Here is a 13918-nt window from a genome sequence, read left to right as displayed (position 1 = left end):
CCGGCGCCTACCTCCGTCAGGGCATGTTCTGGCTGTTCCTGCTGGTCCTGACGGTCATCTTCGTCGGGCCGATCGTCTGGATGTTCCTGACGTCGATCAAGACGAACCCGGAGGCGACCGCCGTCCCGCCGACGCTGCTGCCGTCGTCGCCGACGTTCGCCGCGTACGAGGGGCTGCTGCGGCTGGACGGCGCCTACCCGGTGCTGCGCTGGTTCCTCAACAGCCTGCTGGCGGCGACGCTGCACATGGTGCTGGTGCTGACGGTCGCGTCGACGGCGGCGTACGCGCTGGCGCGGCTGCACTTCCGCGGCCGCGGCGTGCTGTTCGTCGTGATCGTGTCGACGCTGTTCGTGCCGGGTTTCGTGTTCCTCATCCCGAACTACCTGATCATCGACCAGCTGGGCTGGCTGGACACCGTCTGGGCGCTGGCCGTGCCCGGCGCGGCCGGCGCGTTCGGGGTGTTCTTCCTCCGGCAGTTCTTCGCGATGCTGCCCGGCGAGCTGGAGGAGGCGGCGTTGATCGACGGCGCCAACCAGTGGCAGATCTTCACCCGCATCGTCCTGCCGAACTCCAAGCCGGCGCTCGCCACGCTGGCGGTGCTGTCGTTCCTGTCGAACTGGAACGACTTCATCTGGCCGATCTACGTCCTGTTCAGCCCGGAGCGGCTCACGCTGCCGGCCGGGCTGAAGCTGCTGCAGGGCGCGTACACCACGGACTACCCGGTCATCATGGCCGGCGCGTTCGTCGCCAGCGTTCCCGTCCTGATCCTGTTCCTGTTCACGCAGCGATACGTCATCGAGGGCGTGTCGCGCAGCGGACTGAAGGGATGATCCCCGTGCGTCGTAGGTTCCTCGCCGGCATCGCCGCCGTCGTGCTGGCGTTGCCGGCCACGGCTCCGGCCGCCACCGCCGAACCGTCCGCAGGCCCCGTCACCCAGAACCCGATCTCGAGCGAGTTCTCCGACACCTACGCCGACCCGGCCGTGATCCGCGGCAAGGACGGCTGGTGGTACCTGTACGCGACCAGCGACCCGTTGCACGAGGCGCCGAGCGAGTTCGGGCTCATGCACATCGCCCGCTCGCGCGACTTCGTCGACTGGGAGTACCTCGGCACGGTGTTCGAGGAGGCCGACCGGCCGGCCTGGAGCACCAGCACCTCGTTCTACTGGGCGCCGGACATCCGCTACGTCGACGGCCGGTACGTCATGTACTACACCGTCACCGACACCGTCGCCGAGCCCGGCCAGTGGAACTACGCGATCGGGGCCGCGACGGCGCCGACGCCGGCCGGGCCGTGGACCGACTCGGGCGGGCCCGTGGTGGCGCCTCGGCCGACCGGCGACGGCAACTACTTCAACACCATCGACCCGGCGCTGCTGTCGGCGTCGGACGGCAAGCGATACATGTACTTCGGCGGCTTCCACGGCGGCCTGTGGGTGACCGAGCTGGACGAGGCCGGGCTGCGCGCGGTCGGCTCGCCCACCCAGGTGACCGTCGGCGACCGGTACGAGGGCTCGTTCGTGGTCGAGCGGGACGGCTGGTACTACCTGACGGCGTCGTCGGCGAACTGCTGCGCGGGCCCGGTGACCGGGTACAGCGTGTACGCCGGGCGCTCGAAGAGCCCGCTCGGCCCGTTCGTCGACCACGAAGGCGTCTCGATGCTCGATTCGCGGGTCGGCGGCACCCAGGTGCTGGCGCAGAACGGCAACCGCTGGATCGGCGTCGGCCACCACACGATCGTCACCGACGTGTCCGGCCAGGACCAGATCGTCTACCACGCGATCGACCGCGACGACGCCTGGCTGGACGCGCCCGGCGGCATCAACGAGCGCCCGACGCTGGTCGACCGGCTGGACTGGATCGACGGCTGGCCGGTCGCACGGGCCGGCGCGGGCCCGTCGGACACGCCGCAGCCCGCGCCGGTGACGGCGTCGTCGCTGGGGATCGACGCGTCGGCGCCGGCGGCGAACGACGCGCTGCGCGGCGACTGGACCGCCGGGACGGACACGACCGGCGACGGCGGCGACGTCGCCGTGCTGTCCGGCGAGGCGCGGACGGCGCGGAGCGCGCCTGCCGACGTGCGGGTCGAGGCGGACGTGCGGGTGTCCGGCGACGTCTCGGTCGGGGTCGCGCGGTCCGGGCGCAACGGCGTCACCGTCACCGTCGACGCCGCCGAACGCACGCTGACCGTCACGTCGACGCTGGGCCGCGGCGTGGAGTCCGACTCCGCGCCGCTGCCCGGCCGGTACTCCGGCGACGAGTGGACGGCGCTGTCGGTCGAGGTCCGCGACGGGCGCGCGGTGGCCCGGCTGGCGGAGAGCCGGCTCGGCGACGCCGACGCCGAGGTCGCCGTCGACCTGCCCCGTGGCGTGGCCAAGCCGCGCCCCGTCACGCTGGCCGCGTCCGGCGAGGCGCAGGTCGACAACCTCACCGTCGTCGCGGCGCACGAGCCGGTCACCGAGCGGGTGGACGAGCCCGAGGCCGGCGACGCCGTCGTCACCGAGGAGTTCGACGACCCCGCGCTCGGCGCCGGCTGGGAGTGGGTGCGGCCGTCGTCGACGGTGACCGCGGGCGACGGCGCGCTGACCTGGCCGCTGGCCTCCGTCGACGTCGTCGGCGCCGGGAACACCGGGCCGCTGCTGCTGCGCACGCCGCCGGAGGGCGACTGGATCGCCGAGACGAAGCTGCACCTCGACCTCGGCTCCGGCACCATCCGCAACTACCAGCAGGCCGGGCTGATCGTCCGCGTCGACGACGACAACCTGCTGCGGCTGGGCGACGTCGCGATCTGGGGCACCCGGCAGGTCGAATTCGGCAAGGAGCTGGACGAGAACGGCGCGCTGCGCTGGGGCGCGCACCTCGGCGGGCCGGTGGCGGAGACGATGTGGCTGCGGATCCACCACACCACCGACCCGGAGACCGGCGAGCACCGCTACCGCTCGGCGTCGTCGCGCGACGGGGTCGCGTGGCGGTGGGGCGCGACGTGGACGCTGCCGGCGGACACGTCGCCGCAGATCGGCCTGTACGCCGGCGGCGGCGCCACACCCGCGACCGTCGCGACGTTCGACTGGTTCCGCCTGTCCGAGGTGCGATGAGGCTGCTGCTGGCGGCCGGGACGGCGCTCGTCGTCCTGGCCGCCTGCGGCGGCCCCGAGCCCGAACCCGTCGAAGAGGAGCAGCCCGTGGGCTTCACCAACCCCGTCGTCGACCGCGACTTCCCCGACCCCGCCGTCATCGAGGCGGACGGCACCTACTACGCCTACGCGACGAACTCGCGGGCCGGGAACGTGCCGGTCATGACGTCGCCTGACCTGGTGACGTGGGAGCCGGCCGGCGACGCGATGCCGGTGCTGGCGCCGTGGGTGACGGGCGGGCGGACGTGGGCGCCGGAGATCGCGGTGCACGGGCCGGACCGGTACGTCCTCTATTACACGGCGCTGGGCACGGCGTCGGGGCGGCAGTGCGTGGGCCGGGCCGTGGCGACCTCGCCCGCCGGCCCGTTCGTCGACGAGTCGGCCGAGCCGCTGATCTGCCAGGCCGACGCGGGCGGCTCGATCGACGCCAGCCCGTTCACCGACGTCGACGGCGCCCGGTACCTGTTGTGGAAGAACGACGGCAACGCGGTGGGCGTGGACACCTGGATCTACGCCCAGCCGCTGTCCGAGGACGGGCTGACGCTGGTGGGTTCGCCCGCGCAGCTGATCAAGCAGGACCAGCCGTGGGAGGGCACGCTCGTCGAGGCGCCGTTCCTCTGGCTGCGCGACGGCACGTACTACCTGTTCTACTCGGCGAACGCGTACGACCGCGCCGAGTACGCCGTCGGCTACGCCGTCTGCGAGGGCCCGCTGGGGCCGTGCTCGAAGCCGTCGTCGGCGCCGATCCTGGCGTCGAGCGACGACGCGGCCGGGCCGGGGCACTGTGTGCTGATCGAGAAGGACGGCCGCACCTGGATGGTGCACCACGCCTGGCCACCCGACTCCGTCGGCTCGGCGCTCCCCGGCCGCACGATGTGGCTGACCGAGGTTCAGTGGGAGGACGGCGTCCCGGTGCTGGACGGGCCGCGCGCCTCGGTGGCCGCTCTGCCGTAGATCATGGCGCTCTTTGTGCGGCTCTGACAGCAGAAAGAGCGCCATGACCGGCGAGATGGGCGGCCTCGATCTGTGCCAATACCCCAGCAGGGTCCGCGCGCAACCGGGTCGGCGACACCGGCAGCACCACCCAACCCAGCGCGGCCAGCCGGGCGCGCCGGCGCTCGGTCCGTTCTGGCGCGTCGCCGAACCCGTGGAACGAGCGCGAGTCGACCTCGACGATCAACCGCCGGCCCGGCCAGCACGCGTCCGGCACGATCACGGGCACGCCCGGCAGCGGGCGGTTCCACAGCGGCTCGGGCAGGATCCGGCTGCCGCGCACCAGGTCGCGCAGCTCGCACTCCGGGGCCGACCGGCACCCCGCCTCGATATCAGCCAACGCCAACCTCGCCAGCTCTGAGCGACGCGACCAGGAGGCATCGACTTCGGTGCGCAATGCGGCCAGTCCCGTCTTCCGGCGTTGCACGGCCTCGCACATCAGCGCACGGACGTTCCGCAGGGCCCGGGTCTGGTGGCCGCCGGGCTCCTGGCAGCCGTTGCGGCACCGGCAGCCTGGCGACCAGTCCGGCGGCGCGTGCTCGGTGAAAGTGACGGCGTCGTCGAGGCCGATCCAGCCGCTCGCCGCCGGCATCCGCACGGTGCGCCGGACGACCACGAAGGCCGTTCCGTGCAGCCGTACGTTTCTGGGCACCAGAACCTCGATCTCGTCGCCGGCCGGCGGGCCATGGGCGAGACCCGCCATCGAGCAGGCGGTGCAATGGCGACAAGGGACCTGTGAACGTCGCGAACACACCGCGCAGGACTCGTTGCCACGGACCGCCCGACCGCACGGCACGGACGATCGCGGCCGGCGACTTCCCGGCGGCGAGCGCCTGCTTCCGGGTGATCAGTCCGTCCTGGACCCTGGCCAGTCGGCGGGCGCGTTCGTGGGGCACGCCGCCCAGCCTGCGTCACTGGGGGGAGTCCGGACAGCCCCCGCGAGCGATCTGTGGACACTCAGTCGACGGTGACGTCGATGGTGTGCCAGCCGGAGGCGCCGTCTGGGGCGGGCGGGGCGTGTTCGGACGTCTGCACCTCGCCGTCCATGGTGGTGGCGCGGACCTGCGGCCGGTGGTCGCCGGGCGGGGCGTCCCAGTCCCACACCCATTGCCGCCAGGTGTCGGTGCTCGGGACGGCGGCCAGCCGGGCGTCGTTCCAGTCGCCGTCGTCGACACGGACCTGGACGGCCGCGATGCCGCGGTGCTGTGCCCACGCGACCCCCGCGACGGCGACCGTGCCGGCGGCGACGTGGGCGCGGCTGCTGGGGACGTCGATGCGGGACGCGACCTTGACCGGGCCCTTCTCGGCCCAGCCGCGCGTCGTCCAGTAGGCCTCGAAGTCGGCGAACCGGGTGACCTCCAGCTCGACCACCCACTTCGTGGCGCTGACGTAGCCGTACAGGCCGGGCACGATCATCCGCACCGGGAACCCGTGCGCCAGCGGCAGCGGGTCGCCGTTCATGCCGACCGCCAGCAGCGCGTCGCGGCCGTCGGTGAGGACGTCGAGCGGGGTGCCGGCGGTCCAGCCGTCCTGCGAACGGGACCGGACGGCGTCCGCGTCGGCGTGCGGAACCGCCAGCGCGAGCACGTCCGCGATCGGCACCCCCGACCACAGGGCGTTGCCGATGAGATGGCCGCCGACCTCGTTGGAGACGCAGTTCAGCGTCAGCCAGCGGTCCTCCAGGCCCATGCCGACGAGATCGTCGTAGCTCAGTTCGACCTCGGTCTCGACCATGCCGTGCACCCGCAGCGACCAGTCCTCGGCCCGGACCAGCGGCTCGGACAGCGCGGTGTCGATGCGGTAGAAGTGCTGGTTCGGGGTGCGCCACGGGTCGGCGTCGGGGACCACGAGGTCGACGCCCGGCGGGACGTCGGCGCGCGGAAGGTCGAGGCTGGCGGCGATGTCGTCGCGGGAGGTCTCGACGCCGGCGCGGCGGGCGCCGAGCAGCTGGCCGAGCCCGGCGCCGACGACGGCGAGGCCGGCGGTGACGCCGGCGGCGGTGAGGAACGCGCGGCGGCTGGGCGCCGGCACGGCGGCCGCGGCGGGCCCGGCGGCCGCGGCCGGCGGCGCGGGCGCGGCCTTGCCCACCAGCCACGCCAGCACCGGTAGCGCGACCAGTCCGGCGGCGAGCGTCGGGAGGAGGTCGGCCATCGTGGTGTCGGGCCGCGCGTTGACGGCCAGCCCGGCGACGACCAGCAGGACGGTGGCGGCCAGCAGCCCGAGGCCCCTGCTCCGCGCCGTGAGCACCCCGATCAGCGCGCCGAGCACCGCCAGCACCACGCCCATGCCGGCCAGCAGCACGGTCTTGTCGTGGACGCCGAAGGTCTCGACGGCGAAGTCCTTCAGCCAGCCGGGTGTGTGGTCGATGAACTCCTCGCCGACCGCCACGACCGGCGTCTCGGCCCGGCCCAGCGCGCCGGCCACGATCTCGGCGACGGCCAGCCCGAGGCCCAGCGCGACGACCCCGGCCAGCGCCGGCGGCCACCACGAGCGCGCGGACCCGGCGCCGGACTCAGCGCCGGACTCGGTAGACGTCACCCCCCGATCATCCTCCCGGAGGGTGGCCTTCGCCCAGGCGGGTGAATCACTAGCATGTGCGCATGTCGCTCAGGTCCTCGTTGCACGCCGACCACCCCGCCGACGATCGCCTCGAGGCCTTCGGCCGCTTCATCGGCTCCTGGAAGCTCGACTGGACCCGCCCCGGCGACCCGGACGCACCGACCGGGGTGCGCGGCGACCTGCACTTCGGCTGGGTTCTGGGCGGCCGCGCGGTCCAGGACATCTGGGTGGTGCCGTCCAGCGGCGACCCCGGCGCCGGCGAGCGGCCGTACGCGTTTCACGGCACCACGATCCGCTTCTTCGACGACGAGCTCGGCGCATGGCGCTCGACCTGGGTCGAGCCGGTCAACGGCCGCGTGCGCAGGTTCGTCGGCAGAGAGGTCGGCAACGAGATCCACCTGGTCAGCACCGACGGCGACCCGTTCCTGCGGTGGCGTTTCACCGAGATCGAGCCGGACCGGTTCGTCTGGCTGGGCGAATGGTCGGCCGACGAAGCCCGTACGTGGACGCTCGAGGAGCGCATGGTGGCGACGCGCGTCGTCTAGGGTGTGTCTCCCAAGTCCATGGCCTACTGCGCGACGCCCAGGCGCCGCTCGCTACGGCCGAGACTTGGGAGACACACCCTAGCGTCCCCGCGGCGTCAGGACAGCGTGGCGAGGTGCGCGGCGATGGCCCGGAACGCGCGGCCGCGATGCGAGATGGCGTCCTTCTCGTCGGGCGTCAGCTCGGCGGTGGTCCGCGACGAGCCGGACGGCACGAAGATGGGGTCGTAGCCGAACCCGTTGCTCCCCCGCGGCGCCCGCACGACGACGCCGTCGACCCGCCCTTCCGCGGTCCACGCCGTGCCGTCGGGCAGCGCCAGCGCGGCCACGCAGACGAACGCCGCCTGCCGCGCCGCGTCGGGCACGGTGGTCAGCTGCGCCAGCACCAGCCGCAGGTTGGCGGCGTCGTCGCCGTGGACGCCGGCCCAGCGCGCCGAGAACACGCCGGGCATGCCGCCGAGCGCCGCCACGGACAGCCCGGAGTCGTCGGCCAGCGCCGGCAGGCCCGTCGCCGCGGCCACCGCGTGCGCCTTGAGCAGCGCGTTCTCCTCGAACGTCAGCCCGGTCTCCTCGACGTCGTCGACGCCGGGGAAGTCGGCGACGGAGACCAGCGACACCGGCGTGCCGGCGGCGGACAGGATGCGGGCGATCTCCGGGACCTTGTGCGCGTTGCGCGTGGCCAGGACGACCTTCGGCGCGGAGCTCACCCGACCAGCGCCGCGTTCTGCAGGTCGGTCAGCTCCTTGCAGCCGGCGCCGGCCAGCGCGAGCAGGGAGTCGAGCTCCTGACGGTCGAACGGCGCGCCCTCGGCGGTGCCCTGCACCTCGATGAACCGGCCGTCGCCGGTCATGACGACGTTCATGTCGGTCTCGGCGCGCACGTCCTCTTCGTAGCAGAGGTCGAGCAGCGCCTCGCCGTCGACGACGCCGACCGAGATGGCCGAGACGGAGTCGGTCAGCACCGTCTCCGACGACAACAGCTTCTGCGACCGCATCCACTCGACGGCGTCGCGCAGCGCGACGTACGCGCCGGTGATGGCGGCCGTGCGGGTGCCGCCGTCGGCCTGGAGCACGTCGCAGTCGATGACCAGCGTGTTCTCGCCCAGCGCCTTGGTGTCGATGACGCCGCGCAGCGACCGGCCGATGAGCCGGGAGATCTCGTGCGTGCGCCCGCCGATGCGGCCCTTCACCGACTCGCGGTCGGAGCGGGTGTTCGTGGACCGCGGCAGCATGGCGTACTCGGCCGTCACCCAGCCCAGGCCGGAGCCCTTGCGCCAGCGCGGCACGCCCTCGGTGACCGACGCCGCGCACAGCACGCGGGTCTTGCCGAACTCGACGAGCACCGAGCCCTCGGCGTGGTCGAGCCAGCCCCGGGTGAGCCGGACGGTGCGGAGCTGATCGGCGCTGCGGCCGTCGATGCGGGTGGTCATGCCGCCCAAGCTATCGGCTCCGCTCCGTCCGGGGACACCGGCCCGGTCAGAACGTGCGGATCGCGATCTCGGCCGGCGCCGAGAACAGCGACACCAGTTCGTCGTCCAACTTCACCAGCGTCAGCGAGACGCCGGCCATGTCGAGCGACGTGCAGTACTCACCGACGTAGTTGCGCCCGACGGTGATGCCGCGGTCGGCCAGCTGCTGGTGCGCCCGTCCGTACAGGATGTACAGCTCGCTGATCGGCGTCCCGCCCAGCCCGTTGATCATCAGCGCGACGCTGTCGCCGCGCTCGTACGGCAGGTCGGTGACGACGGCCTCGAGCAGCTCGTCGACGATCGCGTTCGCGTCGGCCAGCTTCTCGCGGCGGCGGCCCGGCTCGCCGTGGATGCCGACGCCCATCTCCATCTCGTCGTCGCCCAGCTCGAACAGCGGCGAGCCCTTCGCCGGCGGCGTGCACGACGTCAGCGCCATGCCCATGGTGCGGGTGACGGAGTTGACCTTGTCGCCGATGCGCACCAGCTCGTCCAGCTCCGCGCCCTGCTCCGACGCCGCGCCCACCGCCTTGATGACGAAGAAGTTGCCGGCCACGCCGCGCCGCCCGACGGTGTACGTCGAGTCCTTCACCGCGACGTCGTCGTCGACCACGACGGTCCTGACGGTGACGCCCTCGGCCTCGGCCAGCTCGCGGCCCATGTCGAAGGCCATGCGGTCGCCGGTGTAGTTGTTGATCAGGTGCAGCACGCCCTTCGGCGTGTTCAGCAGCTTGCTGGTCTCGAGCACGTAGTCCATCGGCGGCGCCGAGAACACGTCGCCCGGGCAGGCGGCGTCGAGCATGCCCTTCCCGACGACCATGACGTGCGCCGGCTCGTGCCCGGACCCGGAGCCCTGGATGATCGAGACCTTGTCGTCGCGCGGCGCGTCGGCCCGCATGATGAGGTTGTAGTCGGGCACGTAGCGCAGCGTGTCCGGGTTGGCCAGCGCGATGCCCTGCAGCATCTCCGGCACGTACCGCTTCGGGTCGTTGACGAACTTCTTCACGGCGCCTCCTCCGGCGTGGTGGGCCCGGCGGCGTGATCCGCCCAGCCCTGTGCGACTCGTTCGGCCATGACGGCGACGGCGACGGCGCCCGCGTCGAGCGTGCCGATGCTGCGTTCCCCCGTGTACGCAGCTCGGCCCCGCTTCGCGATCAGCTCGCGGGTCGCCTCGGCCCGCTCGCGCGCCGTCGTCGCCGCCGCATCCAGGGCGCTCTGCCCGTCGGCGCCGGCCGCCAGTTCGGCCTCCAGCCGGTCGACCGCCGGGACCAGCGCGTCGAGCAGCGTCTTGTCGCCGACGTCGGACTGGCCACGGGTCTTGATCCCCTCGATCGCCGCGCGCAGCATCGCGACGGCGTCGTCGGCACTGACGGCGGTCTTGTCCCCGGCCGCCGACCCAGCGCGGAGGAACGCCGTCCCCCAGATCGGACCGGACGTGCCGCCGATGCGCCCGGTGATGGTGAGCGCCACCTTCTTGAGGAACGTGCCGACGTCGGTGCGGTCGATGCCGTCCCAGCCGGCCAGCACGATCTCGAAGCCGCGGGCCATCGAGTAGCCGAAGTCGCCGTCGCCGACGACCGCGTCGAGATCGCCGAAGTACGTCTCGTTGTCGACGGCGGTCCGGGCGATGGTGTGGACGACGTACTCGACGGCGGCGAAGCTCTCGTCCATCTATGCCTCCTTCAGCAGCGCGGCCACGTCGTCGATCGTGATCCAGCCGCCCGGCCGCGCCGCGGAGCGGTTCGCGAGCACGGTGAAGCGCTCGCCGTCCGGGTCGCCCAGGCTGCTGACGACCAGCGCGGCCTCGGCGAAGTCCTCGCGCTCGGTGTAGCCATTGACGGTGACCAGGCAGGTCAGCCCGGCGCCGTCGGCCGCGAGCAGCCCGTTGCGGCTGTCCTCCACGACGACGGCGGAGTCGGGCGCGACGCCGAGCCGGTCCAGCGCGAGCAGGTAGATGTCCGGCGCCGGCTTCTTCGCCGGGACGATGTCGCCGGCCAGCACGGTGAAGTCGCGCGCCCGCCCGGCGCCGACGACGTGCTCGAGGACGGCGCGCACGGACGGCTCCGCGGACGTCGAGGCGACAGCGAGTGCCCAGCCCGCGTCGTGCGCCTCCTCGACCAGGCGGGCGACGCCGGGGCGGCCGGGCAGCCGGCCGTCGGCGACCATCGTCGTGTAGATCGCGGTCTTGCGCCGGTGCCAGTCCGCCAGCACCTCGCGCTGCCCGTCCGGGTCGGCCGGCAGCCCGTTCGCCGCGACGAACTCCGGCGTCAGCAGGCTGGCCATGCGCTCCTTGCCGCCGCCGATCAGCAGCTTCTCGGCGTACTCGTCCTCGCTCCACCGCACCGGCAGCCCGACATCGGCGAACGTCTGGTTGAACGCGGGCAGGTGGCCGTAGCGCTCGGTGTCGGCGAGCACGCCGTCGCAGTCGAAGACCAGCGCCGGCACGCCCGTCACCACGCCTTCCCGGCGCTGCCGAACGTGCGCATGAACCCGGCCGCCAGGTCGACGACGTCGGCGCGGACCGCGGTGAACAGCGACGGCGGGTCCCAGCTGTCCCGCGCCTCGGCGGTGCGCAGGAACTCCAGGTTGGACCGCATGTACGTCACCTTCAGCGCGGTCGAGATGTTGACCTTCGCGCAGCCGCGGGCGATGAGGTCGGCGAACTGGGCGTCGGTCATGCCGGTGCCGCCGTGCAGGGCGATCGGGATCGGCTCGGCCGCGACGATGTCGCTGACCCGCTGCGCGTCCAGCTTGGGCTCGGCCTTGTACCGGCCGTGCGCGTTGCCGATGGCCGGCGCGAACACGTCGACGCCGGTGGTGCGGATGAACGTCAGCGCCGTCTCCAGCGTCTGCCGCTGCGCCTCCTCGTCGGACCCGATGCCGTCCTCGACGCCGGTGATCGACTCGATCTCGCCCTCGACGTGCGCGCCGATGGCGTGCGCCTCGGCGACCACCTCGACGGTCTGGCGCTGGTTCTCCTCGACCGGCAGGCTGGACGCGTCGAAGAGGACGCTGTTCCAGCCCTTGCGCAGGCAGTCGGTGATGACCTCGCGCTCCGGGCAGTGGTCCAGGTGCAGCGCGACCGGCACCTCGATGCCCGCCGTCAGCTCTCGCCACATCGCGTAGAGCAGGTCCAGCCCGATCGACCTCACCGTCTTCACCGAGGTCTGGACGATCACCGGCGCCCGTACCTCGACGGCCGCGGCGAGCACGGCCTCGAGGCTGAGGTCGTTGACGATGTTGATGGCCGCGACGCCGTAGCGCTCGGCGAAGGCGCGGTCCAGGATCTCCCGCGTCGGCACGACCGGCACCGGCCCACCCCCTTCCGTCCTGCTGCCGACGCTAGGGCGCGGGCGGCGGGGGCGCCTCGGGGAACCTCCCCGTCTGTGTGCGGGGTTTCCCTACCTTGCCGCGCGGGCGGCCACCTCGGTGCGGCTGCTCGCGCCGGTCTTGCGCAGGACGGCGCCGACGTGCTTCTCGACGGTCTTGACGGAGATGTTCAGCCGCTCCGCGATCTGCTTGTCGCGCAGCCCGCGTTCCAGCAGGTCGCGGACCTCGCGCTCGCGGACGGTGAGCGGGGCGCCGTCCGCCGCGGACACGACCGGCCGGGGCGGGGTGGTGCGGACGCCGGCGGACAGCGTGATGCCGCCGTGCGCCGCCGCGAGCACCGCGCGGGCCAGCTCGGGACCGTCCGCGTCGGGCCCCAGGCAGCCGCGGGCGCCGGCCCGCAGCGCCTGCCCGACGACCGGGTCGCCGGCCGTCGCGCCCAGCAGCACGACCGCCGCGCCCGGGTCCTCGGCGACCAGCCGGCGCGTGCACTCGACGCCGTCGTGGCCGCCCAGGTACGCGTCGACCAGCACGACGTCCGGGCGCAGCAGCCGGTACGCGTCGAGCAGCGCGGGCGCGCTGTCGATCTCGGCGACCACCTGCACGCCCGGCTCGGCGGCGGCCAGCAGCCTGGCCAGCCCGGCCCGCGTGACCGGCTGGTCGTCGACGACCAGCACGCGCAGCCGGCTGCCGGCGGGGTCGGCGGACCCGGCCTGCTGGTAGGGCAGGCTGGCGCGGATCTGCGTCCCCCACCCCGGCGTCGACTCGACGTCGACGCTGCCGCCGTACGTCCGCGCCCGGGCGACGATGCCGCGCAGCCCGAATCCGCCCGGCCCCGGCTCGGACGCCGGCCGGTCGAAGCCGCGCCCGTCGTCCTGCACCATCAGCACCAGCCCGTCCGGCCCGTACACCACGCCCACCCGCGCCGACGACGCCGCCGCATGCTGCACGATGTTCGTCAGCGCCTCCTGCACGATGCGGAACGCCTGGTGCGCCAGCTCCGGTGTCAGCGGTGCCGGTTGCCCGGCCACCACCAGCTTCGCGTCGAGGTCGCCGGTGGCCCGCGCCCACGCCACCTCGCCGCCGATCGCCTCCTCCAGCGAGTGCCCCTCCAGCAGCGACGGCGCCAGGCCCAGCGCCGTGCGGCGCGACTCCGCCAGCGCGCCCCGTGCCGCCTCCCTCGCCGCCGCCAGCCGCCGGTCGTCCGGCCCCGTCGCCCCTTCCAGGTGGACGAGCACGGCGGCCAGCCCCTGCGCGACGCTGTCGTGCACCTCTCTGACCAGCCGCTCCCGCTCGGCAGCGGTGGCCTCGGCGCGGGTGCGCTCCTCCAGTTGCTCGTGCATGCGCGCGTTGACGATGGCGATGGCGGCGTGCTTCGCGAACAGCTCCAGCAGCCGTGCGTCGTCGTCGGTGAAGGTGCGCTCCGGGTCGCGGCTGAACACCACGCAGGCGCCGATGACGCGGCCGCGCCAGCCGATCGGCACCCCGATGACGCCGTGCAGGGTCGCGCGGTCGCCGGCCGCGACGTGCCCGCCGGGGACCTCGGCGTACTCCTTGAAGATCAGCGGCGCCCGGGCCGCGACGACGGCGCCGGTCATGCCCTCGGACAGCGGGAAGCTGCGGCCGGACTGGCAGGCGATGCCGAAGTCGGCCTCCTTGCGGTAGACGCCCGCGGTCTCGTCGACGCTGCTGATCGACCCGGCGTCGCAGCCCAGCAGCTCGACGGAGCGGCGCAGGATGCGGTCGAGCAGCGGCCGGAGGGTGAACTTCCCGGCGAGGTCCTCGACCACCGACGCCAGCGCGTCGGCGCGCGCTTCAGCCGTGCGGTCGGTGTCGTGCCGCTGTCGCCCCACGGCCCCTCCACTGCGGTGTGGGCAGCTCTCGCCTGGCATCGTACTCG

13 protein-coding genes and 1 pseudogene are annotated in these 13918 nt (G+C 73.4%); 4 read left to right on the top strand and 10 right to left on the bottom strand.

Translation table 11 applies throughout. The annotated features are described in order from the left end of the window. The first annotated feature begins 23 nt into the window (after window positions 1-23). Genes BLV02_RS05195 through BLV02_RS05185 form a run of 3 tightly spaced genes read left to right on the top strand, consistent with a single transcriptional unit; the run spans window position 24 to window position 4086 of the window. Window positions 24-830, top strand: a complete 807-nt coding sequence (locus tag BLV02_RS05195; protein WP_069113264.1) for an ABC transporter permease subunit — start codon at window positions 24-26, stop codon at window positions 828-830. Further along, on the top strand, window positions 827-3094 hold the full coding sequence (locus BLV02_RS05190; protein WP_069113088.1) for a glycoside hydrolase family 43 protein: 2268 nt from the start codon (window positions 827-829) through the stop codon (window positions 3092-3094). Before BLV02_RS05195 ends, BLV02_RS05190 begins: the two co-directional genes overlap by 4 nt. Continuing rightward, window positions 3091-4086 (top strand): glycoside hydrolase family 43 protein, encoded by a 996-nt coding sequence (locus BLV02_RS05185; RefSeq protein ID WP_083288915.1) that lies wholly within the window; start codon window positions 3091-3093, stop codon window positions 4084-4086. The genes BLV02_RS05190 and BLV02_RS05185 overlap by 4 nt, the downstream gene beginning before the upstream one ends. Window position 4087: 1 nt before the next feature. Here the strand turns inward: BLV02_RS05185 and BLV02_RS05180 are convergent, their stop codons facing one another. The 3 genes and pseudogenes from BLV02_RS05180 to BLV02_RS05175 all read right to left on the bottom strand — a co-directional run bounded on the left by BLV02_RS05180 (window position 4088) and on the right by BLV02_RS05175 (window position 6663). After that, on the bottom strand, window positions 4088-4828 hold the full coding sequence (locus BLV02_RS05180; RefSeq protein WP_069113087.1) for a hypothetical protein: 741 nt from the start codon (window positions 4826-4828) through the stop codon (window positions 4088-4090). Window positions 4829-4886: 58 nt separating this feature from the next. Beyond that, window positions 4887-5021, bottom strand: a pseudogene (locus tag BLV02_RS38445) (type IV toxin-antitoxin system AbiEi family antitoxin domain-containing protein); the annotation flags it as partial. A gap of 61 nt (window positions 5022-5082) precedes the next feature. Continuing rightward, window positions 5083-6663, bottom strand: a complete 1581-nt coding sequence (locus BLV02_RS05175; protein ID WP_083288914.1) for a molybdopterin-dependent oxidoreductase — start codon at window positions 6661-6663, stop codon at window positions 5083-5085. Between the two features lie 62 nt (window positions 6664-6725). Between BLV02_RS05175 and BLV02_RS05170 the strand changes: the two genes are divergently transcribed. Further along, entirely contained in the window at window positions 6726-7229 is a 504-nt protein-coding gene (locus tag BLV02_RS05170; protein ID WP_069113086.1) for a hypothetical protein, read from the top strand. Between the two features lie 95 nt (window positions 7230-7324). Here the strand turns inward: BLV02_RS05170 and rdgB are convergent, their stop codons facing one another. From rdgB to BLV02_RS05135, 7 genes are all read right to left on the bottom strand, one after another. Beyond that, entirely contained in the window at window positions 7325-7933 is a 609-nt protein-coding gene (gene rdgB / locus BLV02_RS05165) for an RdgB/HAM1 family non-canonical purine NTP pyrophosphatase (RefSeq protein WP_069113085.1), read from the bottom strand. Beyond that, window positions 7930-8655, bottom strand: a complete 726-nt coding sequence (rph, locus tag BLV02_RS05160) for a ribonuclease PH (RefSeq protein WP_069113084.1) — start codon at window positions 8653-8655, stop codon at window positions 7930-7932. The genes rdgB and rph overlap by 4 nt, the downstream gene beginning before the upstream one ends. Before the next feature lie 46 nt (window positions 8656-8701). Further along, window positions 8702-9697 carry a dihydroxyacetone kinase subunit DhaK gene (gene dhaK, locus BLV02_RS05155; RefSeq protein ID WP_069113083.1) on the bottom strand — a complete coding sequence of 332 codons (996 nt, stop codon included), beginning with the start codon at window positions 9695-9697 and terminating at the stop codon, window positions 8702-8704. After that, complete coding sequence (dhaL, locus tag BLV02_RS05150) at window positions 9694-10362, bottom strand: dihydroxyacetone kinase subunit DhaL (protein WP_069113082.1); 669 nt, start codon at window positions 10360-10362, stop codon at window positions 9694-9696. Before dhaL ends, dhaK begins: the two co-directional genes overlap by 4 nt. Next, a complete protein-coding gene (locus tag BLV02_RS05145; RefSeq protein WP_069113262.1) occupies window positions 10363-11136 on the bottom strand; it encodes an HAD-IA family hydrolase in 774 nt (257 codons plus the stop codon). A gap of 5 nt (window positions 11137-11141) precedes the next feature. After that, window positions 11142-12002 carry a class II fructose-bisphosphate aldolase gene (locus BLV02_RS05140; RefSeq protein WP_069113081.1) on the bottom strand — a complete coding sequence of 287 codons (861 nt, stop codon included), beginning with the start codon at window positions 12000-12002 and terminating at the stop codon, window positions 11142-11144. A gap of 90 nt (window positions 12003-12092) precedes the next feature. Next, the gene (locus BLV02_RS05135) at window positions 12093-13871 is read right to left on the bottom strand and encodes a hybrid sensor histidine kinase/response regulator transcription factor (protein ID WP_069113080.1); all 1779 of its coding nucleotides are present in this window, start codon (window positions 13869-13871) and stop codon (window positions 12093-12095) included. Window positions 13872-13918 lie beyond the last annotated feature (47 nt).

Origin of the sequence: Jiangella alba (assembly GCF_900106035.1) — a bacterium.
Classification (GTDB): Bacteria; Actinomycetota; Actinomycetes; order Jiangellales; family Jiangellaceae; genus Jiangella; species Jiangella alba.
The sequence above is the reverse complement of the archived record's forward strand: the minus strand, read 5'-3'. Positions and strand labels throughout refer to the sequence as shown.

Coding starts and splice junctions, on each gene's coding strand:
- BLV02_RS05195 (WP_069113264.1), top strand. CDS start 24: ATGTTCTGGCTGTTCCTGCTGGTCCTGACGGTCATCTTCGTCGGGCCG.
- BLV02_RS05190 (WP_069113088.1), top strand. CDS start 827: ATGATCCCCGTGCGTCGTAGGTTCCTCGCCGGCATCGCCGCCGTCGTG.
- BLV02_RS05185 (WP_083288915.1), top strand. CDS start 3,091: ATGAGGCTGCTGCTGGCGGCCGGGACGGCGCTCGTCGTCCTGGCCGCC.
- BLV02_RS05180 (WP_069113087.1), bottom strand. CDS start 4,828: ATGGCGGGTCTCGCCCATGGCCCGCCGGCCGGCGACGAGATCGAGGTT.
- BLV02_RS05170 (WP_069113086.1), top strand. CDS start 6,726: ATGTCGCTCAGGTCCTCGTTGCACGCCGACCACCCCGCCGACGATCGC.
- rph (WP_069113084.1), bottom strand. CDS start 8,655: ATGACCACCCGCATCGACGGCCGCAGCGCCGATCAGCTCCGCACCGTC.
- dhaL (WP_069113082.1), bottom strand. CDS start 10,362: ATGGACGAGAGCTTCGCCGCCGTCGAGTACGTCGTCCACACCATCGCC.